Genomic DNA, 25,850 nt, shown 5'->3' on the forward strand with positions numbered 1-25,850 from the left:
TATTAGAACTTCGTTCCGAAGACTGTCGCTCCCGTGGTGGTGAGCTTGACGGCTTCTGCATACGGATTGTTCTTCGTGTGCTGCGCGTACAGGTCAGTGAACTTTTCCACTGCTCCGGCATTGAGAGAGGCCTCGAGCGCCTCAGGGAACTTGAAGTCAGCGGGCCGGGGAGTGGCGAGATCTTCGGTGAAGAACTTAACCGGATCCACAGGAGCCAGAGCAACCTGCGTGTCCCAGTCATCGGGGTGCAGGTGCCGGGACATCTTCTTCCAGTCGAAGCCTGTTGTCGGCGACGTGGCGATCTTTTTGTACTCCGCCGCGGACTCCTTGGTGTCGATGATCAGGGAGTCCTGGAAGATCATGCGCTCGACCGGATCCAGCTCGACTCCGTTGGCCAGGTCGTAGTTGCGGACGATCATGTATCCGCCCAGCCAAGTTCCGAAAATTGACTGCACAGCGACGACATTCGGGCCCTGGATCAGCTTGTCCAGAATCGCGATTTGCTCATCTGTTCCGCCTACTTTGATGTGCTCGTTTCCCTTCTCTTCGAGAACGGACACTGCCCCCAGGGCCTCTGAGGAGTTGTGGCAGATGATGGCATCGATGTTGTTGAAGCGCGAAAGCATGGTCTGGACGACTGGACGGGTGTCCTGGCCGGTTTCCTTGCCGTCCTGCTTCGCCAGCACGTTAATCCCGGGGAAGTTCGCGACCGCCATGTCAAACCCCTTCTCCCGGGCGTTGGACGTCCGGTTCGTGGGGGCACCCTGAATGTACACGACGTTTCCGCTGCCGCCGATGGCTTTGAACACTGCCTCACTCAGGGCCTTTTGGCCAAGCACTTCGCGCGGGGTGAAAAGCGTGGAGTACATGTCTTTATAGCCGGGTTCTGACGGGACCATCCAGGGCGTCGCTGCAAAGGACGTTGCCAGCTGGATGTCCTGGCCGGCCAGGATTTCACCCATCTGCCGCACCGCATCATTGTTGATCGGGAAGGTCACCACCTGGCTCGCGCCCGCTGCCTTGGCCGACCGCAGCTGATCAATCTGGGCCGCTGCAGATCCCTCGTAGCTCTGCATCCGGTAGGTCAGGCCCAGGGCCTGCGCCGCCTCTGTGCCGCCGGCCTTCCACATGGTGAAGTATTCGTTGGTCAGGGTGGGCACTGAGGCGAGAGCTACTCCCCCGCCCGCGGCACCGGTCGTGCCGCCGGCACCGGCACCGGATCCCAGTGGTTCGCTGCATCCGGCCAGGGCGCTTCCTGCGCCAAGCGCGAGAGCGCCTATTCCCAGACCCTGGAGGAACTGGCGGCGCCGGACATCGGGCTGCCCGTTCAGGCGGGCAAGGAGCCGGGACTTGGCGCTGTCTTCAGAATGCTGTGGATTCGTCATTGGATACTCACGTTTCATCAGAAATTATCGGGGATCTAGTCGCCGTGAAACGCGGCCCCTCCTTGGGCTGAGGTTTCATTTGGACTAAAGCGAATCACATTTGTGAGAGGAATCACGTATGTGAGTTCAAGGCTAGTGTTATGAATCACAGATGTCAATGAGATGGGGCTCCGCTTGGCGCGCTGAGTGTGAAGTGAGAGCTGCAGGCAGAGCGTGCTGCGGCCACATGGCCTGCCGGAGCCGCTGGCCCACGGCAGAACTCATGGCCCCGAGGACCTGCCAGGGGCTAACCGCTCAGCTAATGCGCAGTTCTTCGATTCGCTACCGGTTGTTGCTGCACCCAGCACGAAGGTCCGCAATGACATCTTCGGAGGGGCAAGCAAGGGTGGGCCGCAGATAAGGCCTGCCGAAAACAGGTTGGGGTGACCGCCTATTAGGTCCATCCCAAGTGCGCGGCCCCCGCGTACAACTCAGAGTGCCGCTGGCAGAATTTTCGCGGGCGGGACATGTTGGGGCGGCTGATGCAGGGCACCCAGTTGCCATTAGTGCATGTGGGCGCTGGGGTGTGCGTGCCTGCAGGCGGTGCACTGATGTTCGGTGGGAGGGGATTGCGCCTCCGTTCAGGCGGCTTCCAAGGCATGACCGAGGGCGCTGTCGACAATGAGGACGTTGACGAGCGCACCTCTGATCGCGGCGCTGACGGCTTCAACCTTGAAGGGCCCACTGGCGACCGCCACTACAGTGTCGATGTCTCTAATGTCGTCCAGGTCCAGGGCAATGATCCGCCGGTTGATGGCTAGGTCGAGCTGTTTACCGGCGCTGTCGTAGAAGCGCCCGGAAATCTGTCCCACGGCGCCGAGGTCCACGGCTTCGCGGATCTCGTCGTCGGATGCACCTGCGCGCTGAAGGAAGAGGTTGGAGCTTTCCATTCCGTATTGGCCGATGCCGAGGACGGCCACGTCTGAGGTTCGTCCCAGGGCGAGGGCATTCGCGACCTGCTCCGTCTTCATCAGGGCTGCTGCGGTGGTTTCATCCGGAGCGGTTGCCGGGGCGTTGAAGTAGCGGTACCGCCCGCCCAGTTTTTCTGCAAGATTCCTCACCAGGTCGTGGCCGGAAAACCGGGAGTCGAGGCTAAGTTCTCCTGCGACCTGGACGACTTCGACGTCCACGCGTCGGTTGAAATGGGCGCTGTCGACCATCGCCTCCACAGTGCTGCCCCAGGAAAGACCCAATGTCTGACCGTCCTGGAGGTTTTTATCCAGCCAGCCGACGCCCGCCTGGCCGACGGCCAGCAATCCGTGGCTGGAAGCCCCTACTCCGGTTTCGCGGCCCGGCACGACGATCACTTCGGACACTCCGTCAGTGGAAAATTTAGCCAGCAGGCGTTGTTCCATGGCCGGGTCCCGGTCCAGCGGGTAGGCGATCTCAAACTTGACAATGTACTGTTCCCGCGCGGCTGTGAGCATGCGGGAAACATTGGAGCGGGTCACACCGAGCTGCTTGGCTACCTCCAGCTGGGACAGGCCCTGGACGTAGTACAGGAATGCGGCGTGAGCCAGCCGCTCAGCGCTTTGCCTAACCATGCTGCTCCCTACCGGCACCGGTGTGCCTCGAATGAAACTGTCTTAAATTGTATCGGCCCCTCTATCACCGGCTGGACGGCCGCAATCGAGATTCCGGGCGATGAGCTCCTCCCAGTGATTGAAGCCATCTGCGGCATAAGACTGCTCCTCTGAGGGGTGGAAATAATCCGGGGGTCCCGTCACAGCAGGGCCGGCAGGGAGGTCGTTCCCGAACGTTCTGAGGGCTGCCCGGGCCGCTCCCAGCGCCGTCAGTTCACGGCTGGGCGGCCGGATTATTGCCTTTGACGTAAGGTCTGAGAGCAGCTGGCACAGATAATTGTTGCCGGCTCCGCCTCCGTCGACGGACAGCGGCTGACGGTTGCTCAGTAAGCCGGGAATTGCTTTGACAAGATCAAAGGCCTGGAACGCCATGCTTTCAATTCCTGCCCTCATGATGTCGGATGGGTCAGAATCCATACGCAGGCCGCTGATGATCGCTCCGGATCCCTTGGGCCAGCGGGGTGCACCAAGTTCCGTGAACGAGGGCACCAGGTAAATGCGCCGGCTGGCCGTCAGGTGGCTTCGTTCCGGTTCCGTGTTGGTGGTGGCCTGCGGGGAGAGCATGCGGGAAAGCCAGGACATCGTGTACCCGCAGTGGAAAGCTGATCCTTCCATCTCGTACACAGCTGCTTTTCCGGAGGTGGACCATGCAACGGAGGTGACCAGCCCCTCGGCCGCTGAAGGGTTTCCGCCAAGATTGGCGCTGACGACGCAGGACGTGCCGAACGTTGCTTTCGCCTCTCCCGTACGGTCACAACCATGGCCCAGCAGTGAAGCCTGCTGGTCTCCGATCATTCCCGTAATTGGTATGCGATAGCCGGTGTGTTCGGGATCGGTGAGGCCAAACTGCGAGGAGGTGGGCAGGACTTCCGGCAACGCTGCACGGGGTATCCCGAGAGCTTCGGGAAGGTCATCGTCCCAATCCAGCGAATGCAGATTGAGGAGCTGATATCGGGAGGCGTTTGATACATCGGTCGCGTGAGTAGTTCCGCCAGTGAGGGAGTACAGCAACCAGGAGTCGATGGTTCCAACGGCTAGTTTGCCGGCGTTGGCCATGGCTGCGAGTTCAGGTTTCTCCTCAAGCAGCCAGGCAACTTTGGATCCGAAGAAGAACGTGTGGTTGCTTAGCCCTGTTCTTTGCCGGATCAACGGCGCAAGTCCGTCCTGATCCCAGCGGGCGACGATGTTCTGGCTTTGTTGGGACATCCACATGATGCCGTCATGGACGGGCAGCCCGGTGTCGCGTGACCACGCAATTGCTGACTCGCGCATGTTGGTGATCCCGATACACAGCGGGGCCTGTCCACTCTGGGCGATGGTGGCCCGCAGTACCCGGACGGTTGCGGCTACAAGTTCGACGGGGTCAATTTCGATCTGTTGCGGACCCTTGATTTTTAGCGCGAGTTTTTCCGATGCTCCGACTTCGTGCGCGCCGGTTACAGGGTCGATAAGGAGGCAGCGGACCGACTGTGTTCCGCAGTCAATGGCTAAGACTTGGGGCTGCCTCACAATGGCCCTCCTGGTTAGGGTGATGGTTCGCGTCCCGGTGGTATTCCGGGACGCGAACCATGGCGACATGTATCGAGCTACTCCGTGGGGACGGACTCTCCGGCTTCGCCGATGTAGGCAATGACTGTTCCCGCGTTCACGGTGGTGTCAGCAGGGCAGACAATCTTCAGCAGAACGCCGTCGGCTACGCATTCGACCTCCAGCTGTGCCTTGTCGGTTTCGACGCTGAGGAGCGGCTGGCCCATTTCGACTTCGTCGCCCTCCTTTACAAGCCACTCCTGGATGTAGGCTTCTTCGCTTGTTTGCCCAAGGGCAGGCATGACGATTGCTTCCACGGTGTTACTCCTTTTCTGATCGCTTTGGGTCGTGGGACAGGACGTCCCGGACGGCCGACTCAATGTGCTCTGCCAGCGGCAGGACTGCGGCCTCCAGGGGCGGCGAGAACGGCATCGGAATGTCCCGGCTCGCCACTCGGCGCACTGGAGCTTTGAGGTCGGCAAACAGCTCGTCAGAGACCCTGGCGCTCACTTCGGCGCCCCAGCCACCGGTCAGGTGGGCTTCATGGGCGATGACCAGCCGGCCAGTCCGCTTGACGCTCTCCATGACGGTCGTCCAGTCGAACGGGGAAAGCCATACGGGGTCGATCACTTCCAGTTCGATACCTTCAGCCGAAAGTTTCTCCGCAAGTTCCAGCGCCTTGTACAGCTCCGTAAAGGTCGCGACGATGGTCGCGTCCTTGCCCCGGCGGCGCACACGCGCCTGCCCGACGGGCAGTTCGAAGTTCTCTTCCGGAACATAAGCCCTGGTGTTGATGGCTCCGGCTTCCTGGCGTTTCTTAGCGCCATAGAGCAACTTATGTTCGAAGACCAGGACCGGGTCATCGTCACGGATGGCGGCCGTGAGGGCGCCCTTGGCGGTGTAAGGGTCCGAGATGCACAGCACCTTAATCCCGGGCACGTGCATGAAGAAGCTCTCCGGGCATTGTGCGTGCTGGGCGCCTCGCTGGGAAGCGCCGACCGGGCAGCGCAGAACCATCGGAATCGTGAGTTTTCCGTTGGACATGTAGCGCTGTTTCGCGGCCTCGTTGACCAGTTCGTCCATGGCTTCGAAGACGAAGTCGGCGTACTGAAGGTCCGGCACGGTGCGCAGCCCGCCGATGGCGGCACCGATTGCTGCTCCGATGATGGCTTTTTCGCTGATTGGGGTATCGATCACGCGGTTCCGGCCGTATTCCTCGGCAAGCCCCTGGTACACGCCGAACGCGCCGCCGAAGCCGCCTGGAACGCCGACGTCTTCGCCCAGCAGGACCAGTGAATCGTCCGTGCCGAGCTCACTGTGCAGCGTCTCTCTGATGGAGTCTGCGATGGTGATGTACCGTTCCTCGTCGGTACTTTCCTCCAGCGGGCCCGCGCCCTCAACTTCCTGAGGCGGGTTGCCGAAGATGATGTTGGGTGCAAGGGCGGTGACCGGGTCCGGCCACGGTGCCTGCTGGGCGTGCTTCAGCGCCTCCGCGATCCGCTTTTTGGCCCGGGAGGTGGCTTCCTTCACCTGGTCCTCGGAGGCGATGCCTTCTTCCACGATCGCGGCGCCGAAGGTCTTGATCGGGTCCTTGGCCGCCCAGATGGCTTCCTCGTCCTTGGTCCGGTAACCCCTGGCGTCGCCACGGCTGTGGCCAACGTACCGGTAGGTGAGGAACTCGAGCAGGACCGGGCCCTTGCCGCTGCGGGCGGTGTCCAATGCACGCTGGGTTGCGTCTCTGACGGCCCTGATGTCCATCCCGTCAGCCTGTTCCGAAGGGATTCCGTAGGCCGCACCCCTGGAGGCCACGTTGATGTTCCTTGTGGTCTCGTGGAACGGAGTCGAAGCCCCATACATATTGTTTTCACAGACGAATACCACGGGCAGGTTGAAGGCGGCGGCGTAATTCACGCCTTCGTGGAAGGCTCCTTCGTTGACGGCTCCGTCACCAAAGAAACAGACGACGACGTTGTCCGTTTCTTTGTACTTGAGGGCGTGTGCCAGGCCGGGGGCGATCGTGACGCCGCCGCCGACGATGGCGATGGAGGGAAGGATGCCCAGGGCAGGATCTCCCAGGTGCATGGATCCGCCGCGTCCACCCAGGCAGCCGGTCTCCCGACCGTAAATTTCGGCCATTCCGGCGGCAGGATCCAAGCCCTTAGCCAGGGCGTGGCCGTGGGGCCTGTGAGTGGAGGTGATCCAGTCTTCGGTCCGCAGCAGTGAACAGACGCCTACGGCCACGGCTTCCTGCCCCTGTGACTGGTGCAGTGTGCCGGGAATTTCTCCCTGCAGGTAGCGCAGGTAGGCGGTTTGTTCGAACTGGCGGATCAGGACCATTTCCTCAAGGAGGTGAAGGCTCTCTTCAGCGCTCAGAACTTCCTTTTGCAAGGTATCTGTTGGTTGTGACATTAGCGACCTGCCTGACCGGTGGAGCCGAAGACGTCCATGAGACGCTGGATTTCTTTGCGCAGCGCCACACCTGCACGGGAGTTGGCGTCGCCTTCGAACCGCGAGCCGAAGACAAGGTTCGGGTCCTCGACGGGGCGGCCCAGTTCAGCGACAAGCGCCTGCCCGAAGACGTGCTTGAGCTTGGTGCCGACGTTGACCTTGGTGATGCCTGCTTCGACGGCCTGGCGGGTCTGATCGTCGGGTGTGCCGGATCCGCCGTGCAGAACGAGGGGGACATCGACAGTGTTGCCGATTTCCTTGATGAGGTCGACCTGAACCGTGGGAACGTGGCCGCCGGTCACAAAGTGGACGTTGCCGACGGCGACTGCGAGGCAGTCGACCTTGGTTTCGCGGACGAAGAGCTCTGCGGCTTCCGGGGTTGTGTAGGAGGCCCCGGCGACGTCAAGGACGCCGTCCTTAATTTCTGCCAGCGCCCCGATTTCGCCTTCAACTGCGACGTTGACGGCGTGAGCGGCTGCCACCAGGGCTGCGGTGTCGGCGATCAGCTTGTCCTGATCCCAACCCTGGGTGTGCATCATGACGGAGTTGAAACCGGCACCGAGTCCGCCTGCGGCTTCGGCGAAGCTGTCTGCCTCGTTGAACAGGGTGGCGACGGGAACCTTGGCACGGTCGGCGAGGGCCCGGCACGCGGCCCCGTAAAGTTCGATGCCGCCGGACTGCAGCCATTCGTGGTTGGAGGACAGGCCGCCGATACCAATGATGACCGGGGACTTGCTCGCCTCTGCCGCTGCGATGGTGGCTTCAAGGCTGTAGATGTCCCAGGACTCGAAGTATCCGACTGCGTAGCGGTTCTTTCCGGCGTGGTCCAGCAGTTCGGGAAGGGATACGAGTGACATGAGTTATAGCTCCAATTTCTTCATTGATTTTTGGTACTTGGCAAGATTGGAATGCAAGGTGGCAATGTCTTCCAAAAGACGGGGCCTGCGGTGGCGGATCCATCGGCGGTAGGCATCAATTTCCTGTTGAATGCGCTGCTCGTTCCACTTCAGTTCCCGGGCAGCGATCCCAGCGACGGCTTCGATCGCCTGCAGCCCGGCATCGTCGCCCCAGGACAGCAGCATCCGGCGGGCGACAATGTCCGTCAGTGTGCGGGCGTACTCCTCGCGGATGGCGAGCACGACTTCGGCGCCTACCGCGTCCTTATGGCTGGGCAGAGGGGTGGCGAGGGACGGATCTTCGCAGATCAGTTCTTCGATCCTGGCCGCGCGAACTCCGTAGAGTCCGAGCAGCCTGCGTGCGGTGTCCGGAGACAGTTTGGTCCGTTTTCGAAAGTCCTTCTGGAACTGTCCCCAGTCGGCACAGCGCGCACCCGGCAATTTGAGGTTCTTTGTCCCGGATGCAACGGAGGCCGGAAGGACTCCGCGCAGGGATTTGCGCGACGTGCGTGGTTTTGCATGCTTTTCGACGACATTCATCGCCATCTGGCCCAGTGCCCTGTGGGTGGTCAGCTTTCCCCCACTGATGCTGAAAAGGTTCTTGATCGTGGGATGGACGCTGATGTGGTGGTTCCTGCTCACCTGGGCAGCGGTTGTGGCTTTAGGTGAGTAAGGCAAGGGGCGAACTCCCGAGATGGTGTGCAGGACGGACTGGGAGGTGAGCCGGGCCTTTGGTATTAAAGTGTTCACTTCTTTCAGCAGATACGCGATCTCCTCGTCAGTCATGACGGCTTCGGCCGGATCACCTTCAAAGAAGATATCCGTGGAGCCGATCAGGTAGTTTCCATCGGGCAAGGGGAGCACCAGGATTGCGCGGCCGTCACTGGCTGCTTCGTAGTGCACCCCCGTCTTGGGGGCACCTGGAAAGGGGCCGACGGTCATGTGGGAGCCTTTGGTTCCCCCAATGAGCCGTGCATTTTCGGGCGTGGAAGTGGACAGCACCATATCGACCCACGGTCCCGACGCGTTCACCACAACCCGTGCGGACTGAACCAACTGCCGGCCGGTGAGAGTGTCGGTGAGCCAAACGGTCACACCGCCCTCGCTTTGGTCCAGGCCCGTTACTTTCATGTGGTTGTGGACCTTGCCGCCGAAACGGGCGATATCCAGTGCTTGTTCCACGCAAAGCCGTTCCGCGTTGGCGACCTGGGCATCGTAGTAAAGGACAGCTCCGTAAAGATCATCTGCCTCCAGCCCGGGGTACATGAGCTCAACCTCTGCTTTAGACAGTGCCTTATGCAGCGGCGTGGACTTGTCGAAGGACAAGAGGTCGTACAGGAACATGCCGAGCCGCATCATGAAGCCTGAGCGGCGGTTATGGCGGTAAAACGGGATCAGGAGCGGAAAAGGCTTGACCAGATGGGGCGCGGTCTGGAGAAGCCATTCACGCTCACGCAGTGACTCCCGCACAAGGTGGAACTCCAGGTTTTCCAAATACCGGATACCGCCATGAATCAGGCGACTGGACGCTCCTGAAGTTCCGGCCCCGAAGTCCTCTGCGTCCACAACCGCAGCCTGCCATCCGCGGGACGCGGCTTCCCTGGCTACAGCAAGGCCGTTGACACCACCGCCGATCACGAGAATGTCTACCGGCGCCAATGCCTCGGATTCCTCATTCTCACAATTGTGCACTTGCTCACATATGTGATTCATAGGTAGAGTATGACCCAGATCACGAAGGCCTGTCAACGTAGGACGCGACGGTTCCTCTCGTTGGTTTTCCACATTTACCGGCAATGAACTCGGAAGGGTGCCAATGAGGGCGCTAAGCGACAAAGACTTCCCGCCTCTAGCTAAGGAGGTCTCGTCAGAACTGGAGAATTGGCCCGGAGATCCATCCTTGGCCGTCATCGGGGAGGACGGCATCCTGGGATGCATGGATTCCGGGCGGGTGTACCGGCTGGCTTCGGTTACGAAACTCCTTACTGCCCTTACGGTTCTTTCGGCAGCGGACGAGGGGGTAATTTCGCTCGATGACGAGGCCGGCCCGCCTGGGTCCTCGCTCCGGCACCTGCTCTCGCATGCATCAGGGGTGGGGTTTGCTGACGAGCAGGTCCGTGCACCGGCGGGGGTCCGGCGAATCTACTCCAACACCGGCATCGACCTTGCTGCTGAGTACCTGGCGAGCCGGTCGGGAAAGGACTTCCGCGATGAGATGCGGATCCGGGTGCTGGAGCCTTTGGGCATGCATAAGACGGAACTGACCGGTCCGCCATCAAAAGGTGGCGAAGGGACGATCACAGATACTGCTCGCCTGGCCTGGGAATTACTGAAACCGACGGTATTTCCCGCAGCGCGGATTGACGTGCTCTCGTCACTGGCCTACCCCGGTCTCGGGGGGTTTTTACCAGGCTTCGGCTACCACACCGAGAATGACTGGGGAGCCGGAGCTGAAGTAAGAGGACATAAGTCACCCCATTGGACTAGCCCGAACAATTCCCCAGCGACTTTTGGCCACTTTGGCATGGCAGGGAGCTTCCTCTGGGTGGACAGGGAAGCCGGTCTTGCATGTACAGCTCTCTCGACAATCGAGTTCGGGGACTGGGCGCCCATCGCTTGGCCCGACACTTCCACCGCGGTACTCCGGGCGTACGGAAAAACTATGCAAGCAGGCACGTCTGCTTCAGGTGTCCGGAGCAGCAGTGCCCCGCGCTGAAGGCGCCGAGGGTACGCGACTATTCCAATGCACAAGTTAGGAGCGCGATCGTGACCGTTGTACCGGAGGGCCGGCGCATGCTTCGTGTGGAAGCACGTAACTCTGAAACACCCGTGGAACGCAAACCGGAGTGGATCAGAAGCAAAGTAAAAACAGGACCTGAATTTATTGGGCTGAAAAACCTGGTACGGAAAGAAGGCCTTCACACAGTCTGTGAAGAAGCCGGCTGCCCCAACATCTATGAATGCTGGGAAGACAAGGAAGCAACTTTCCTCATTGGCGGGGCACAGTGCACCAGGAGATGTGACTTCTGCCAGATTGACACCGGCAGACCCGAAGATTTGGACCCGACCGAACCCATTAAGGTTGCCGAGTCCGTACGGACCATGGGTCTGCGCTACGCCACCGTCACCGGAGTGGCCCGCGACGACCTCCCGGACGAAGGAGCCTGGCTGTATGCCGAAACCATCCGGCAAATCCATGCGCTCAACCCGGGAACCGGCGTTGAAATCCTGATTCCCGACTTCACCGGCCATCAGGAGCTCATCCAGCTGGTCATCGACGCCCGGCCCGAAGTATTTGCCCACAACCTGGAAACGGTGCCAAGAATATTCAAGGCCATCCGCCCCGCATTCCGGTATCAACGTTCCCTCGAGGTCATCCGGCAGGGAAACGACAAGGGCATGGTGACCAAGTCAAACCTCATCCTCGGGATGGGCGAGACCAGGGCCGAAGTGTCAGAGGCACTGCACGACCTACGGGACGCCGGCTGCGATCTCGTCACCATCAACCAGTACCTGCGCCCCAGCCAGAAACACCACCCCGTCTCTCGCTGGGTCAAACCCCAGGAATTCGTTGACCTCAAGGCAGAAGCCGAAGAGATGGGATTTCTTGGTGTCATGAGCGGTCCCCTGGTGCGCTCCTCCTACCGGGCAGGACGGCTGTGGGCAGAGGCCATGGCGAAAAAGGGCCGCGATCTGCCCCACGCGTTGGCCCACATCCGGGGTTAACAGCAGCCTGCTAACCACTTAGCAGGGTGCAAGAGCGCGAAAACAGAATCCGAAGAGAACAAAAGAGGTTTAGATGAATCCGCAGCAGTTTGATGTCCTCATTGTTGGTGCCGGCCCAGGAGGGTATACGGCAGCTATCCGCGCAGCCCAGTTAGGCAAACGGGTCGCGATCGTCGAAGAACAGTACTGGGGGGGCGTGTGCCTGAACATCGGGTGCGTCCCTTCCAAGTCGCTGATTTACAGCGCCCAGCTGGTACAGACGTTCAAGAATGACGCAAAGGAACACGGCATACAGGTGGACGGGGAGGTCGCCTATGACTTCCAGGCCGCCCACCAACGCAGCAGGTCAGTCGCCGAGGGCCGGGTCAAGGGCATTCATTACCTGATGAAAAAGAACGGCATCACCGAGTTCAACGCCCGTGGAACCTTTACCGGCCCAAACACCATGGACCTGGAACTGAACGACGGTGAGCGGCAAAGCCTGACCTTTGACCACGCCATCATCGCTGTCGGAGCGGAAACCCGGCTGCTGCCCGGAACAGTACTATCCGAGAGGGTAGTGACATACAAGGAACAGATCCTTTCATCCACCCTGCCCAAAAGCATCGTCATTGCCGGCGCCGGCGCCATCGGTGTCGAATTCGCCTACGTGATGAGCAGCTACGGCGTCAAAGTGACACTGGTCGAATTTGCGGAGCGAATTGTCCCGCTGGAAGACCCGGACGTGTCAAAGGAGCTGACCCGGCGATACCGGAAACTTGGCATAGACATACGTACCGCCACAGCGGTCACTGCCGTTGAAGAGTACCCTGACGAGGTCGCCGTCACACTGACCAAGGGTGAGTCTTCCGAGGTTGTCCGTGCAGAAAAACTCCTTCAGGCAACCGGATTCACCCCCCGAGTCACAGGCTACGGCCTGGAAAAAACCGGCGTAGCACTTACCGGCCGCGGCGCCATCGCGGTCGATGACAAAATGCGAACCAACGTCCCCCACATCTATGCCATCGGTGATGTGACCGCCAAGCTTATGCTCGCCCATGCCGCCGAAACGATGGCACTGGTCGCGGCCGAAGCCCTCGCCGGCGAACCTACGCATCCTCTGGACTACCTCATGATGCCCCGGGCCACGTACACCAGCCCGCAGATCGCAAGCTTTGGATACTCGGAAGACGGGTCCTCCTCCGCGGGCAGTGAAGTCAAGAAAACAGTCTTCCCGTTCGTAGCAAATGCCAAGGCCCACGCCGTTGGCGAACCGGGCGGCTTCGTGAAACTACTCACCGACAGCCGCGATGGCAAACTCCTGGGCGCCCACCTCATCGGCCCGGACGTGACCGAGCTGCTGCCGGAACTGACCCTGGCGCGCCAGGAAGGGCTGTCCGTCACCCAGGTGGCCCGGAACGTCCACGCACACCCCACCTTGAGTGAAGCAGTCAAAGAAGCTCTCCATGGCGCAGCCGGCCAAAGCATCAACATCTGACCGACGCCCTGAACCAGAAAGAACACCACATGACTACGAATGAAATCCAGATCCTGCAGGGAACCACCGCTCCGCTCAAAGGCATCCGACGGGCAGCAGCGCGGCAGATGGTCGCAGCCTGGGAAGCGCCAGCGTTTCACCTCACCGTCGAAGTCGACATGACCAACGCACTCACGGTGAAATCTGTCTCACCTCAATCAACTGTCACCGACCGTCTCATCTCCGCCACAGCCACCGCCCTGCAGGAGAACCCTGGGCTCAACGCCCACTACTCCGAAGAAGGTGTCACTACTTTCGAGGACATCAACATTGGACTCGCAGTGGCAACAGATGCCGGTCTGACCGTCCCGGTCATCCACCAAGTGCCGACACTCAGCCTGCCTGATATTGCACAAAGGCGACGTGAAGCCGTCGACAAGGCCCGCGCCAGAAAGCTTGGAATGGCCGATATTTCGGCAGGAACCTTCACCATCTCAAATCTCGGGATGCTCGGGATCGACCGGTTCGACGCCATCATTAACGTCCCTCAGGTAGCTATCCTCGCCGTGGCCTCCACACGGCAGCGGTACGTCATGAGTGACGGCCAACCCCAATGGCGGCCCATCGCCGAACTGACCCTCACCTGCGACCACCGGGCCGTGGACGGCTCCATGGGCGCAATCTTCCTTAAACGACTCAAAGAACTCATCGAAGCCCCCATCCCCACGCCGTAGAAGCAGCCAACTGACGGAAGCCAACCATGACAACTCGAGCAATGAAGAAGACAGGCAACAACTGGCGGGTGGCGGACATCGTGGTGGCTGCACTGATCGCCGTCACCGGCGGTGTGATCTTCTGGGCCTGGTCCCAAGGCGCAAACCTCATCTCCGTTCCCATCAACGCGGTCTACCCGCCACTGACCGGCCTCTACGCCGGCGGCTGGATGATCCCGGCGGTGCTGGGCATGCTCATCATCCGCAAGCCCGGTGCCGCGCTGTTCTGTGAAACCGTGGCAGCCACGGGCGAGCTGATCATGGGCTCGCAGTACGGCACCACCGTGCTGATCTCCGGCCTGCTGCAGGGCCTGGGTGCCGAGCTGGTGATCGCCGCGTTCCGCTACAAGAAGTTCAACCTGCCCGTCTCGCTGCTGGCGGGTGCCGGCGCCGGGCTGTTCTGCGGCCTGAACGACTCGTTCGCTCCGTGGGGCTGGAACATCGCCTACGCAGCCGAGGACAAGTTGGCCTACATCATCTTCACCGCTGTCTCCGGTGCAATCATCGCCGGCGCGCTGTCCTGGATCACCACCCGCGGCCTGGCCAAAACCGGTGTCCTGAGCTCCTTCGCGTCCCGGAAGGCAGCCACGGAACCCGTCCTCAACTGAAGGGAGCTCGGGGAACGACGAAGGCAAAACGCTTTCCCAGGTCTGGCAGACCCTGCGGCGGCTGCCGAAGTCCCCGCCACCAAAGCGCGGCCAGCGGCGTACGCGAGGGGTAAGGCATCACCCATACCTGCACCCCACAGCTAGCTGATCAGGCTGCAATTCAAAGGAAAGAACGTCATGACGAACATCTCCTATCCTCTGGTGGCATTCATTAGAAGCCGGTTCGAGCGGACGGTAGCGCGGCGGAAAACGCCGCCGTGTGTATGTCACCAACTCCCGATCGACTGCCGGGACCTTTTGGCCGTTCCCGATTTGTTAGCCTTTGGCGGCGCTGTGGGATGCAGTTGCAGTAACCAGTAGTGCACGAGAGCTCCATGCTCATTTTTCGCGCACTCCGGTCACTCCCAGTGTCCAGGGACGAAGGCCCGCCAGCGACGACTTAACGCGCGGGCAGGAGCTCGGCAGCAGCAGCGCGACCCGCCTACCGGCGTCCCGTTGACCCAGGAAAACGGACCCAAAGGCAGGCGGAATACCGCGCTTACTTTGAAGGGCCGAGAGGCGCTTTCCGTACTTGGGATGCAGATCCTTCTGTGTGACTGGGCACCAACTGCACTTCCTAGGCCGTCAATAATTAGGCAAGACTGCATACACTTGCAGGTCTTAATGCCGGACAAGTGGTCGGATTAAGGGTATTGCGCTCACAAACGTGATGTGTAACACTTGAAAGCAGGCAAAGTGTATACAGTTTTGGCTTGCAAGGATTTGCGGGTTCCGATTGAGAGGTGGCTCGTCCATTGGTTGAAACATCTATGAAGGTCCAAACCGATGACCCCGCTGCTGAACCTCGGAAGTTGGTTTCATACGCGCACCGGCAGCTGAGGGAAGCGATTCTCACTAATGCCATTCCCGCTGATTCAACCATCAGCCAGGTTCAGCTAGCCAAGGACATTGGTGTGAGCCGGACCCCGCTGCGGGAGGCGCTCCGCCTGCTGGAGCATGAAGGTCTTGCGACCGTCGAAGTTAACAAGAAAGTGACGGTGGCCAAGGTTTCGCCGGAGGACTTGGATGCCCTCTATGCGTTGCGGATCCAGCAGGAATCACTTGCAATCTTCAAGTCGGTGCAGAAGGCCGACCAGGACCGCCTTGACCGTTCGCGCGAGCACTTGCAGGGTATGCAGTCTGCGATTGGCGACCACGACTATATGCGTTGGGCCAAGCATCACCGCATCTTTCATATGAGCTTGGTCGATGGCGTAAGCGATCGGTTCTGCAAATCCATTCGTCAGAACTTCGACCATGCAGAGCGATACCGCAGGATCTACGTCAACGAGTCGGATACAAACTGGAACCAAAGCCAGGTGGATCACCAAAGCATTTTCGATGCCCTAGTCGAGGGAAATCCTGCAGCTGCAGCAGAACTGCTCGCCGGCCACTATTCCCACACGGCCAAGGGCGTGCTTGCGGCCATCGACGCCAGGTACACGCCTGAGTTAATGAATGCTGCCGTGACGATGGCAATCAGTCTCCGATTTCAGCAGTAACAAACCCAACAGCCGGTCCTGAGTGTAAGCAGCTGGTTCACCAGCGCTTCCGCGATCAGGACAGCAAAGCCAATTTTAGTGATCTACCGAGCGTCCAGGTTTACCCCCTCCTTCCTGCTTCAGAACGGATGCCGGAGCAGGGAGCGCTAAGACGCAGCGATGAAATTCCAATGGAGGAAGCGTGAGCATGAATACGTGCGGCCAGTCAGGCCACGCAAACGCCCAGCAGAAGAACGCGACGCCGCGTTTCCTTCTGCCCGCGGCCGGAGACAACGCGGCCATCGCAACTGAACGAATTGAAGCCGGCGATCTCATCGAGATCGAAGGTCAGCTGCTCGCCGTCAAAACGGCCATTCCCAAGGGCCATCGCCTGTGCGTCAAGAGGATCCAGAAGGACGAAGGCGTGCTGTCTTGGGGATATCCGTTCGGCTACGCATCCGTTGATATCAACCCTGGAGACTACCTCTGCAACGAACGGATGAAAGATGTCCTGACGATGCGAAACCCCGAAGACTACCCCCTTGGTCTCAACGTAAATTTCACCGACAGGGACAGCACCAAGGAACAGACGCTCCCGCAACGACAGACCCTCGCCACGAACGAGCGCAAGCAGGATTCAGGTCCGGCGTTCATGGGATATTACCGAGGTCCCGGTCGCGGCTGGGGCACCAGGAATGACGTCGCAATTATTGGCGTCACTTCCCGCGCCCGGTCCCTAGTACTGGCGGCTACCGAGGATCTCCAGGGATACGTGCGCGGACTGGACAATGTCGATGCCCTAACGCCCGTCGTCCACACTGAAGGCGGCAGCTCCGGAGTCATACACAACAAGGCCCTGCTGCTCAGGACCCTGGCCGGGTTTGCTGTAAACCCGAATATCGCAGCAGCTGTATTCGTGAACGACCCGGATTCACCCGTTTCAAATGCCGAACTGCTGCACCAGCTCAATTCCCTCGGGAACGTCCATCTCGAAAGCAAGATCCGGTACTTCGTCAGCGCCGGTGATTCCGGCGAATCGGTTTCCGGGCTGACAGCAGTGGTCCGGCCGCTCCTTGATGGTGCCGCAAAGTGTGTGCGGGAGCCGGCGCCGTTTGAAGGACTGAAGGTGGGGCTGCAGTGCGGCGGTTCAGACGCGTTCTCCGGGGTAACGGCCAATCCGTTGCTCGGCGCCGTGGTCGAGAAGCTGCTGCAGCGCGGCGCGACGGCAAATCTGGCCGAGACCGACGAACTTATCGGCGCCGAAGAGCACGTGCTGGCCAAGGTAGCTGACCAAAGCGTCGCAGAAGAGTTCCTGGCAAAGCTCAATGCCTTCAAAAACTATGCTCAACGCCACGGCCAGACCGCTGAGGGCAATGTTTCAGGAGGTAACCTCTACCGCGGTCTTTACAACATCACGCTGAAGTCGCTGGGCGCTGGACGAAAAAAGGATCCCAACACCGCACTTGAGTACGTCATCGCGTACGGAGAACGCATGGAGCTGCCCGGTTACTACTTCATGGACAGCCCCGGCAACGACTTGGAAAGCATCGCAGGTCAGGTTGCGGCGGGAGCAAACCTGATCCTTTTCACCACAGGGAACGGTTCGATCACTAACTTTCCCTTCGTCCCAACGATCAAGATCGTGACCACGAACGAACGCTTCGCACTGCTCGAAACGGACATGGACTTCAACGCTGGCCTGCTCCTCAATGGGCTGGGACAAAAAGACACCGCACAACAGCTGCTGGAGCTCACTTGCCGCATTGCCTCCGGTGAAAAGAGCAAAGGCGAGTACACAGGACAGTCTCAGGTCCAAATTTGGAGGGATTGGCGCCAGGATGGCAGCCGGACCACGGACGCAAATCTCGGCCATTCCACAACCTGCTCTGGGAAACCCCTGGTCCCCGCCGGGCACCGAATCGCAGTACCAGCACATTTCTCGAAGGATTACGGCTCCGGCTCTGAGCGCAGGAGGACTATCGAGATTCTGCCAACGAGCTTGTGTTCTGGCCAGGTCGCCGAGCAGATCGCCGCCAAAATGAACGCCTCGCTCACGGATGCCGGGTCATCGAACTCTTGGGAAGTGGTCGCCCTGCCTCATACGGAGGGATGCGGCGTCTCTGGAGGTGACGCAGAGGAGATCTACACCCGGACGATACTTGGCTACGCGATGCATCCGGCTGTCTCGCACACCATTTTTCTTGAGCATGGATGCGAGAAGACCCACAACGACTTCTTCAAAGACAGTTTGAGGCGCCGTGGCGTTGATACATCGCATTTCGGATGGGCAGGGATCCAGAATTCCGGAGGCATCACGGCAGTGTCGGGCATAGTCGGTGACCTTATCCAGGAACATATCCACGGACATGCAGCCAGCAGCGAAGTACCAGGCGAACCGACCGCCCGCATTATTGGCCTGGCCACAACTACCCCACTTAGCGACCCCGTCGTTGGAATGGCAGTTGATCTCGTCCAACGACTGCTTGCCGAAGGAACCAGCGTCATCGTCAGCGAGACTGACCTCCTGCTGACCTCTGAGGCGTTCCTGGAAAAACTCAAAATCGGCTCCGCACACCCGACAATTCCCTACGCGGGATCAGTCGAGGCAGCTGGCCTGCACGTTATGCAGGCCAGCACATCGGACTGGCTCGAGATCTCGACCGGGCTGGGCGCCACGGGCGCCGAAGCCCTCATCGTTTTTGCCCACCAACGCCCGGTCCAACCGCACCGGATGCTCCCGGTCCTGCAGATCGGAACCGGAACCATACCCAGCACCCACAAAGTGTTCGACATCACCGCAAACAACCAAGATTTGTCGGTGACCAGCGGCGAAATCATCTCCAAACTCAACGAAATTCACCGCGGACACTACGTGCCTGTAGTGACTGCCCGCCCCAACGTTGGATTCCAGATATCCAGAGGGTCCTGGGGCGTCTCGCTCTGAACATTCCCAAGAACCACCAAGAGAAAGACAAAGCACTATGTCAGCACTGTTGAAGAATAAGCTCGCAGCCCGTGCCGCCCAGGGAAACCCGATCCGCGTGGGATTCGTAGGTTCAGGCCGGATGGGTACCGGAGCCATCTGTCAGATCGGACAGATGGCCGGCATGGAGGTTACCGCCATCGCCGACATCAACACCGATCGTGCAGTTGAGGCGTTCGAAAAGTCCGAAGTAAAGTCCCAGCTCGTCACCGTGTGCAATGAAGCAGCGGAAGCCAAGCGCCTGATCGGCCAGGGACAGCGCATCGTCACCAACGATTGGCGGCTGCTGCTCGAGATCGGGGTCGACGTTATTGTCGAGTCAACCGGAGTGCCCGAAGTCGGCGCGGAGGTGGCAATGCAAGCAATCCTCAACCACATCCACGTAGTGATGCTCAACGTGGAGACAGACGTCGTAGTTGGGCCGATCCTCACCTCAATGGCGGACCGTAGCGGAGTCGTCTACACGGTGTCGTCCGGCGATGAGCCTGGACTGATCGGGGAACTTTACGACCGCTACACGTCCTTGGGGTTCAAGGTCATTGCCACCGGCAAGTCCCCCTCCAGCATTGGGGAATATGACCGTTACGCCACCCCCGACAGTGTGCGGGCGGATGCAGAGCGTCTGAAGATCAACCCGCATTTCCTCGTGACCTTCAGGGATGCCACCAAGACAATGATCGAGATGGCGGCCGTCTCGAATTACACGGGGCTCCGCGCAGATGTCCGCGGCATGCACGGACCCGTGGCCGGTGTCGAGGAAATCTGCCGGTTCTTCCGCCCCAAGGCCGAAGGCGGCGAACTCAATGGCACCGGTGTCATTGACTATGCCCGGCCCCTCAAGAACGAGGACGGCAGCATCGACTTTTTCCGGTCGGTCACCCCCGGAGTCTTCATGGTCATCTACACCGACAATGAGCAGATCCGCGAGGACCTGGACTACCTGGACGTTTATGGCGACAACGGCTACTACGTCATGTACACCCCCTACCACCTGGTTACCAACGAGATCCCTCTCTCCATTGTCCAAGCGGTCGACTTCGGCGAACCCACCGTGTTCCCCAAATACGGTCTGGTGTCGGAAGTCTTCGCAGCCGCCAAGAAGCCCCTCAAGAAGGGCGAGACCATCGACGGCGCCGGCGGTTTCGCCGTGTACTCCCTTGTGGACGACTACGAGACATGCAAACAGGAAAACGTGGTTCCACTCGGACTGCTTACGAACGCGAAGCTGACCTGCGACGTCGAAAAGGACCAGGTCATCACCTACGACATGGTCGAAATCAACAAGGACTCAGTCCTGTATCACCTTCGCTGCCTGCAGGAATCCATGGAAACCGCCTGACACTACCCCGCTTCCCTCATACAAAAGGATTCCTGAATGCGCATCGCATCTATCGCCGACCGAGCCACCCTGATCATCGAAAATGGCCAGGAACTCCAAGGCGTCGACATCGAAAAATGGTCAAACGGAAAATTTCCGTCCAACACACGTGAACTGCTGCCCCATCTCGACGAGCTCCGGACTTGGGCGAAAGACCATGACTTTGACTCCGATATTTTCCCGGTTTCATGGGAATCACTGGAAAGCCCAGTCACCGACCCCCGCCAAATTTTCGCTATCGGCATGAACTACCAGGCCCACGCCGAAGAGGTCTCGATCGCAGCTCCCGAAGTTCCGGCCGTTTTTACCAAGTTCCCCACGTCACTGTCAGGGGCACGAAAAGCAATTAAACTGCCCTCCGCCAGCGTCGATTGGGAAATTGAACTCGTTGCGATTATTGGCCGCGGAGGCCGCAACATCTCCAAAGCAGACGCCTTGGACCACATCGCCGGTTATGCAGTGGGACAGGACCTGTCAGACCGGGCTCTGCAGTTCGCTGCAAGCTCATCACCACAATTCTCACTCGGAAAGTCGTATGCCGGCTTTGCCCCTGTGGGGCCTTGGATGACAACCTCCGACGAAGTGGCGGACCCGGGACAGCTGAAGATGCGCTGCACTGTGGGCGAGGAAGTGCTCCAGGACGGATCAACGGCAAACCTGATCTTCGACATCCCCACTCTGGTTGAGCATCTGTCGTCCGTCGTTGAACTGACGCCGGGGGATCTGATCTTCACGGGAACTCCCGACGGCGTCGGTTTCGGTAGAAACCCCAAACGCTACCTGCGCACAGGCGAGGAGCTCGTCAGCACGATTGAGGGACTGGGCGAGATAAAACAGCTCTTCTCGTAATCCAACTGGCCCTAAACAAGCCAAATCTTCCAATTCAAGAGCGGCCACTTCATCGGGGGGTGGCCGCTCCTTCCTCCCGGAATCCACGGTTCAAAGGAGAACAACAGTGAGCTCCACCCTTACCCAGCGCGAGAAAAATCGCGCAACTGCTCTCGGCACCATGGTCGGCGCCGGCATCGAATGGTATGACTTCTACGTCTTCGGCATAGCCGCCGCCCTAGTCTTCAACAAGATATTTTTCCCCGGCGTTGACCCAGCCACCGGCACGCTGCTCTCATTCGCCACGTTCGCCACTGCATGGTTTGCCCGCCCATTGGGCGGAATCATCTTTTCGCACCTCGGGGACAGACTGGGCCGCAAGCACATCATGCTGGTCACGCTCATCCTCATGGGCACAGCCACCACGGCAATCGGGCTGCTGCCCGACGCCAGTGCCATCGGGGTCTGGGCGCCCATCAGCCTTGTCATCCTCAGGTTCCTCCAAGGCCTGGCCTGCGGAGGCGAATGGGGTGCCGCCACCGTAACCGCCGTTGAAAACGCCCCTCCAGGCAAACGCGGCCTGTTCGGCGCCTTCCCACAAATGGGCGTGCCGATGGGACTATTTCTTTCCTCCGGCGTATCCCTCCTCTTCTACATGCTCCCCGAAGACCAGCTGCTCAGCTGGGGCTGGCGCGTCCCCTTCCTCCTCACCATCGTGTTCGTCCTCGTTGGCCAGTACATCCGACGCCGCCTGCCCGAGAGCGAGGACTTCAAGGAAGCGGCCAAGAACGGCGAACTCGTCCGATTCCCCATGCTCGAGGCACTCCGCCGCCACCCCCGCGCAGTCCTAACCGTGTTCCTGGGACAAGCCATCGTCAACGTCACCTTCTTCACCGCAACAACTTACATCCTCGACTACGCCACCAAGCACGGATCCTTCGAGCGCACCACCGTCCTAGCGGTCGTAGCCCTTGCCGCTGTCGTGGATTTCTTCGCCATCCTCGCCGGCGGCCTGCTGGCCGACCGGTTCGGAGCCAAGCGAATCTACCTGACCGCCTGCGCAGCAGGAATCGTAGTCTTTGCCGCGATATTCCCCCTGACCGACACCGGCAGTATTCTGGCGCTCATCCTCGGCATCGCGGTCCTGTTCCCCCTGGTGCACGGGCTTGCCTTCGGCGCGCAAGCCTCGTTCTTCGCAGGCCTCTTCCCTCCGAACGTACGCCTGTCAGGCATGTCCACCGGATTCCAGTTCTCAGGCATGGCATTTGGTGCACCACTTCCCCTGCTGGCCGGTTTCCTGATCGCAACCGCAGGCGGATCGCCTTGGCTCCTGATCGCCTATATTGGCGCCGTCGGCCTCATCAGCACCATCGGCACTCTCACGTCACCGCGCGAGTACACGCCGGTTTCACCGACTCAGAAAGCCCCCCAAATGCACGCGAACAATGTCTGACGATTACGTCCGCGCTTCTCTGGAAATCAAGGCGCTCAATACCCGGATTCGTAGCACGACTCGCGGGTCAGTAAGGAAAAGGTCGTACGTCAGATCCCCCGCCCGGGTCAAGGTAGCAGTCACCTCATAGGCGGCACCCCTTCGAGTCCCAGGTGGCAGCGGCTTCGGGCCGCTGCCACCTCTTACTGTCAAGACAACGGGAGTCACAGATGACACTGAACCGCGCCACGCCACGCAAATATGTCGAATGGAACTTACTGATTAACGCACTGGTTGAAATCCGCCACCATGGCCAAGTGATCAGAACCGGTTTCGTGGAAGACGCGCCAGCCGGACTTCCACGGTGAGTCCCCCATCTCGTCGGCGGAGAAGTACACCCCAGCCTGACGTAAAGATGGTCTCGCATGGGAGGATTCACTTGCCGGTGGGACTTCGGTCTTGTTCCCAGACAACTGTCGAGCCGCAAGAACGGATTTCGTCAGCTCCTGCCCCAAGCGAGTCTCATCGAGTCGCGATTCTTTGACCTATTCGATGATTCTCGGGCTGCCGCACCTCGGTTTCCTGCCATTCAACTGTCAGGGTGGGATTTGAGAACATCGTGAGCGACTGTCAATAAAACGGAAATTTCGCCCTATTCTGACGCCACGCCGATCGTTGCTTCGAGTCCCAGGTGAGGCCGGCCGATCGGCGGCCGCAAGTGGCCCCGCGCTGTCTGCCAGGCCGGCGAATGCAGCTCTTAGGCGAGGCGATCTTTGAGAACCTGGACGGGTGCGGCGGGTTGCTCTTTGTCGGCGCCTCAGCCTGCAAGCGGCGCCGCAGCACTCTACGGGATCAACCCCGATGCGCCCTGTTACCTTATCTACCGCCCGGTAGGATGGTCAGCGTCGTCCGGATGAGGGTGGCGTTATTGGGGGAGAAGTAATGAAAGTTCCAGTCAGGCATGGGCTCGGCAGAAAAATCATGACGACGGCTGCCGCACTTGTGCTGCTGCCCGGCATCAGCGGCTGCAGCCTGTTCCCGTCGCCGCCGCCTCTGCCGGATATCGCTCCGGCCACGCCCGTGTCAGCGCTTCCGCCGGAGTGCCCCTTCGTTGGCCAGAACGATCTAACGCCGGTCCGGATCCCCCTGGGCACCCCGCGCGAGACGATCGGCAGTGTCCTGAACGCCTACAGCGGCTGGTTAAACGCCGGTTCCGAGCTGATCGCCGCCTGGAGTCCAGGCACGGCCGTCCCTGAGAGCTGCGTTGAGCAGCTCGCCGCAAGGAACGCGGAGGCCTACTCGGCCACCCTGTTCACCACGCACAGCGACGTGGCCTGGCAGCAATACTTCACCTCTGTAAAGGTGATGAACCAGCAGAACCTGGCAGCGGTCCGCTCTGTCGAGCCGGAGGGCAGCGGGCGGGGGAAGTTCGAACTGTTGCAGGAGATCGATTCGAGCGCCACAGACAGCGGAACGTTCCTGAAGTTCGATGCCGTCTACCGCCCCATAGTGGCCGGCCAGGGCAATTGGGAGGACCTGGACAAGCCGACCCGCTGGTACGTGGAACTGGTCCCGGCGGGAGAGTTTCTGGTCATCAACTACATCGAGACCAAACCCGCCGCCGGTTAGAAACTCTCCTTTATCAACGAATTTAGGCTTGGCGTAAGACCCGTTATCGGCGTTCTGCAAACGTATCTATGTAGGGGCAGCCGCAAGCTACGCCGCAGGTTTTCTACGGCAGTATCGTTTTCGGCAACAGTGCGTTTTTGGCCATCATGAAGCGAAGGTCGCCATCTAGTTCCCGTGGATATGTCCAGGCTTGGTATCCGAGCGCGGCCTCGAACATTTGACGATCATCCGCTCCGCCAGCAGCCAGCCATAACACTGATGAATCTGGCATGGCAGCATCGACCACTCCCGACCGGATGTATTGTCCGTGCCGGTGCAACTCGACCGGGACACCGACCAGGTTGCTCCAATCACTACACAATTCTGCCGCCATTTCTTCTTTCCTTTCTACCGGTATGCCGCGATGGTGCTCGGAAAGGGACCTGTTGCATGGTGCGTTCTGCCTACCGTGAAAGCAGCAGAGCTTCGCCCTGGCCGCCTCCGCCACATAGAGCCACGGCGGCCTTCCCGCTTCCTCGGTGGATCAGTTCGTGTACGGCTGTGACCACGACCCGTCCGCCGGAGGCACCGAGGGGGTGTCCGAGGGCTATCGCGCCGCCGTTGACGTTGACGCGCTCCATGCTGATACCGAGCTGGGTTGCTGAGTGCAGGGCAACGGAGGCGAACGCCTCATTGATCTCGACGAAATCGAGCTCGTCAACATTCCAGCCTGCGCCGGTTAGGGCTTTGGTAATGGCACGTGCGGGTTTGTCGGCCAGTGAGGTGTCGGGCCCGGCGACCTGGCCGGGAGTTCCGATCGTTGCGAGGACTTCCAGTCCGTGGGTCTCGGCATACTCCCGCGTCGTCAGAACAACAGCGGCCGCCCCGTCGGTGAGTGGTGAGGCGTTGGCAGCGGTCACGGTTCCCTCAGGTGAAAAGGCAGGCTTTAGCCGGCCTAGCACTTCGATAGTGGTGTTTGCCCGGATTCCCTCGTCGCTAGTTGCGAGCACAGCCTCGCCGCGGCGCTGGGGAACCTTTACGGGAACGATCTCGGACTGGAACCGTCCGTTGTCCTGCGCGGCTGCTGCCCGTTGGTGCGATGCCAGCGCGGCCGCATCCTGGTCCGCCCGTGAGATCCGTAGCTGCTCATTGGTCCGGTCGGTGACCGATCCCATGGATTCGTGCTCGAAAGCGTCGGTCAACCCGTCGTGCGCGGCGGAGTCCAGGAGGGTGCTGTTGCCATACAGTTGGCCGGAGCGGAAGCCCGGCAGCAGGTGTGGTGCGTTGCTCATTGACTCCTGGCCTCCAGCGACAACCACCTCGGCTTCACCCAGGCGCAGCATACGGGCGCCGTCGATGATGGCGCTCATCCCGGAAAGGCAGACTTTGTTCACGGTGGTGGCGTGGGCGTGAAGGGGAATACCGGCCGCCGCTGCCGCCTGCCGGGCAGGGTTCTGGCCCGAGCCGGCCTGAAGGACCTGGCCCATGATCACTGCCTCGACCATATCTGGTGCGACGCCTGCCTTGTCCAAGGCGCCGGCGATCGCGGCTCCCCCGAGCTCCACCGCCGATAGGGCCGCGAGTTGCCCCATCAGCTTGCCCTGTGGCGTCCGTGCCGCTCCGACGATGACAACGTCCTGGCCATAGTTCATTAGTGCTC

General features: G+C 60.3%; 20 protein-coding genes. 11 read left to right on the top strand and 9 right to left on the bottom strand.

The window, feature by feature from the left end:
• Positions 1 to 2: 2 nt before the first annotated feature.
• The 7 genes from M1D32_RS17110 to M1D32_RS17140 all read right to left on the bottom strand — a co-directional run bounded on the left by M1D32_RS17110 (position 3) and on the right by M1D32_RS17140 (position 9,537).
• Positions 3 to 1,385, bottom strand: coding sequence for a sugar ABC transporter substrate-binding protein (locus M1D32_RS17110; protein WP_458779809.1), 1,383 nt, complete (start codon positions 1,383 to 1,385; stop codon positions 3 to 5).
• Between the two features lie 620 nt (positions 1,386 to 2,005).
• Complete coding sequence (locus M1D32_RS17115) at positions 2,006 to 2,968, bottom strand: sugar-binding transcriptional regulator (protein ID WP_458779810.1); 963 nt, start codon at positions 2,966 to 2,968, stop codon at positions 2,006 to 2,008.
• 42 nt (positions 2,969 to 3,010) lie between these two features.
• Positions 3,011 to 4,516, bottom strand: coding sequence for an FGGY family carbohydrate kinase (locus M1D32_RS17120; protein WP_458779811.1), 1,506 nt, complete (start codon positions 4,514 to 4,516; stop codon positions 3,011 to 3,013).
• A 77-nt stretch (positions 4,517 to 4,593) separates the two neighbouring features.
• Positions 4,594 to 4,851, bottom strand: a complete 258-nt coding sequence (locus M1D32_RS17125) for a biotin/lipoyl-containing protein (protein ID WP_458779812.1) — start codon at positions 4,849 to 4,851, stop codon at positions 4,594 to 4,596.
• 4 nt (positions 4,852 to 4,855) lie between these two features.
• On the bottom strand, positions 4,856 to 6,943 hold the full coding sequence (locus M1D32_RS17130; protein ID WP_458779813.1) for an alpha-ketoacid dehydrogenase subunit alpha/beta: 2,088 nt from the start codon (positions 6,941 to 6,943) through the stop codon (positions 4,856 to 4,858).
• Positions 6,943 to 7,839 (bottom strand): class II fructose-bisphosphate aldolase, encoded by an 897-nt coding sequence (locus M1D32_RS17135; protein ID WP_458779814.1) that lies wholly within the window; start codon positions 7,837 to 7,839, stop codon positions 6,943 to 6,945. Before M1D32_RS17135 ends, M1D32_RS17130 begins: the two co-directional genes overlap by 1 nt.
• Positions 7,840 to 7,842: 3 nt before the next feature.
• The gene (locus M1D32_RS17140; protein WP_458779815.1) at positions 7,843 to 9,537 is read right to left on the bottom strand and encodes a glycerol-3-phosphate dehydrogenase/oxidase; all 1,695 of its coding nucleotides are present in this window, start codon (positions 9,535 to 9,537) and stop codon (positions 7,843 to 7,845) included.
• Positions 9,538 to 9,814: 277 nt separating this feature from the next.
• Here M1D32_RS17140 and M1D32_RS17145 point away from each other — a divergent pair, with 277 nt between their 5' ends.
• The 11 genes from M1D32_RS17145 (at position 9,815) to M1D32_RS17195 (ending at position 24,211) form a co-directional block, all read left to right on the top strand.
• Positions 9,815 to 10,594 (top strand): serine hydrolase domain-containing protein, encoded by a 780-nt coding sequence (locus tag M1D32_RS17145; protein ID WP_458782222.1) that lies wholly within the window; start codon positions 9,815 to 9,817, stop codon positions 10,592 to 10,594.
• 50 nt (positions 10,595 to 10,644) lie between these two features.
• Positions 10,645 to 11,604, top strand: coding sequence for a lipoyl synthase (gene lipA, locus M1D32_RS17150; protein ID WP_458779816.1), 960 nt, complete (start codon positions 10,645 to 10,647; stop codon positions 11,602 to 11,604).
• Between the two features lie 73 nt (positions 11,605 to 11,677).
• A complete protein-coding gene (gene lpdA / locus M1D32_RS17155; RefSeq protein WP_458779817.1) occupies positions 11,678 to 13,081 on the top strand; it encodes a dihydrolipoyl dehydrogenase in 1,404 nt (467 codons plus the stop codon).
• Between the two features lie 29 nt (positions 13,082 to 13,110).
• On the top strand, positions 13,111 to 13,794 hold the full coding sequence (locus M1D32_RS17160) for a 2-oxo acid dehydrogenase subunit E2 (RefSeq protein ID WP_458779818.1): 684 nt from the start codon (positions 13,111 to 13,113) through the stop codon (positions 13,792 to 13,794).
• Positions 13,795 to 13,820: 26 nt separating this feature from the next.
• Positions 13,821 to 14,441, top strand: coding sequence for an ECF transporter S component (locus tag M1D32_RS17165; RefSeq protein WP_458779819.1), 621 nt, complete (start codon positions 13,821 to 13,823; stop codon positions 14,439 to 14,441).
• An 809-nt stretch (positions 14,442 to 15,250) separates the two neighbouring features.
• Positions 15,251 to 15,982 carry a GntR family transcriptional regulator gene (locus M1D32_RS17170; protein WP_458779820.1) on the top strand — a complete coding sequence of 244 codons (732 nt, stop codon included), beginning with the start codon at positions 15,251 to 15,253 and terminating at the stop codon, positions 15,980 to 15,982.
• A 187-nt stretch (positions 15,983 to 16,169) separates the two neighbouring features.
• A complete protein-coding gene (locus M1D32_RS17175) occupies positions 16,170 to 18,905 on the top strand; it encodes a UxaA family hydrolase (RefSeq protein ID WP_458782223.1) in 2,736 nt (911 codons plus the stop codon).
• A gap of 37 nt (positions 18,906 to 18,942) precedes the next feature.
• Positions 18,943 to 20,283 carry an NAD(P)H-dependent oxidoreductase gene (locus M1D32_RS17180; protein WP_458779821.1) on the top strand — a complete coding sequence of 447 codons (1,341 nt, stop codon included), beginning with the start codon at positions 18,943 to 18,945 and terminating at the stop codon, positions 20,281 to 20,283.
• A 36-nt stretch (positions 20,284 to 20,319) separates the two neighbouring features.
• On the top strand, positions 20,320 to 21,171 hold the full coding sequence (locus M1D32_RS17185) for a fumarylacetoacetate hydrolase family protein (RefSeq protein ID WP_458779822.1): 852 nt from the start codon (positions 20,320 to 20,322) through the stop codon (positions 21,169 to 21,171).
• Positions 21,172 to 21,277: 106 nt separating this feature from the next.
• Positions 21,278 to 22,603, top strand: a complete 1,326-nt coding sequence (locus M1D32_RS17190; protein WP_458779823.1) for an MFS transporter — start codon at positions 21,278 to 21,280, stop codon at positions 22,601 to 22,603.
• A 921-nt stretch (positions 22,604 to 23,524) separates the two neighbouring features.
• Positions 23,525 to 24,211: a hypothetical protein gene (locus M1D32_RS17195; RefSeq protein ID WP_458779824.1), complete on the top strand. Its 687-nt coding sequence runs from the start codon at positions 23,525 to 23,527 to the stop codon at positions 24,209 to 24,211.
• 103 nt (positions 24,212 to 24,314) lie between these two features.
• Here M1D32_RS17195 and M1D32_RS17200 read toward each other — a convergent pair whose 3' ends face one another.
• Both M1D32_RS17200 and M1D32_RS17205 read right to left on the bottom strand, forming a co-directional pair.
• Entirely contained in the window at positions 24,315 to 24,584 is a 270-nt protein-coding gene (locus tag M1D32_RS17200) for a hypothetical protein (protein WP_458779825.1), read from the bottom strand.
• Between the two features lie 70 nt (positions 24,585 to 24,654).
• On the bottom strand, positions 24,655 to 25,842 hold the full coding sequence (locus M1D32_RS17205; protein ID WP_458779826.1) for an acetyl-CoA C-acetyltransferase: 1,188 nt from the start codon (positions 25,840 to 25,842) through the stop codon (positions 24,655 to 24,657).
• Between the last annotated feature and the right edge of the window lie 8 nt (positions 25,843 to 25,850).

Source organism: Arthrobacter sp. D3-16 (genome assembly GCF_054408515.1).

Excerpts from the sequence above, each read along its gene's own strand:
- M1D32_RS17110 (WP_458779809.1), bottom strand. The coding sequence starts at position 1,385 with ATGACGAATCCACAGCATTCTGAAGACAGCGCCAAGTCCCGGCTCCTT.
- M1D32_RS17115 (WP_458779810.1), bottom strand. The coding sequence starts at position 2,968 with ATGGTTAGGCAAAGCGCTGAGCGGCTGGCTCACGCCGCATTCCTGTAC.
- M1D32_RS17130 (WP_458779813.1), bottom strand. The coding sequence starts at position 6,943 with ATGTCACAACCAACAGATACCTTGCAAAAGGAAGTTCTGAGCGCTGAA.
- M1D32_RS17135 (WP_458779814.1), bottom strand. The coding sequence starts at position 7,839 with ATGTCACTCGTATCCCTTCCCGAACTGCTGGACCACGCCGGAAAGAAC.
- M1D32_RS17145 (WP_458782222.1), top strand. The coding sequence starts at position 9,815 with ATGGATTCCGGGCGGGTGTACCGGCTGGCTTCGGTTACGAAACTCCTT.
- lpdA (WP_458779817.1), top strand. The coding sequence starts at position 11,678 with ATGAATCCGCAGCAGTTTGATGTCCTCATTGTTGGTGCCGGCCCAGGA.
- M1D32_RS17160 (WP_458779818.1), top strand. The coding sequence starts at position 13,111 with ATGACTACGAATGAAATCCAGATCCTGCAGGGAACCACCGCTCCGCTC.
- M1D32_RS17165 (WP_458779819.1), top strand. The coding sequence starts at position 13,821 with ATGACAACTCGAGCAATGAAGAAGACAGGCAACAACTGGCGGGTGGCG.
- M1D32_RS17170 (WP_458779820.1), top strand. The coding sequence starts at position 15,251 with ATGAAGGTCCAAACCGATGACCCCGCTGCTGAACCTCGGAAGTTGGTT.
- M1D32_RS17175 (WP_458782223.1), top strand. The coding sequence starts at position 16,170 with ATGAATACGTGCGGCCAGTCAGGCCACGCAAACGCCCAGCAGAAGAAC.
- M1D32_RS17180 (WP_458779821.1), top strand. The coding sequence starts at position 18,943 with ATGTCAGCACTGTTGAAGAATAAGCTCGCAGCCCGTGCCGCCCAGGGA.
- M1D32_RS17185 (WP_458779822.1), top strand. The coding sequence starts at position 20,320 with ATGCGCATCGCATCTATCGCCGACCGAGCCACCCTGATCATCGAAAAT.
- M1D32_RS17195 (WP_458779824.1), top strand. The coding sequence starts at position 23,525 with ATGAAAGTTCCAGTCAGGCATGGGCTCGGCAGAAAAATCATGACGACG.
- M1D32_RS17200 (WP_458779825.1), bottom strand. The coding sequence starts at position 24,584 with ATGGCGGCAGAATTGTGTAGTGATTGGAGCAACCTGGTCGGTGTCCCG.
- M1D32_RS17205 (WP_458779826.1), bottom strand. The coding sequence starts at position 25,842 with ATGAACTATGGCCAGGACGTTGTCATCGTCGGAGCGGCACGGACGCCA.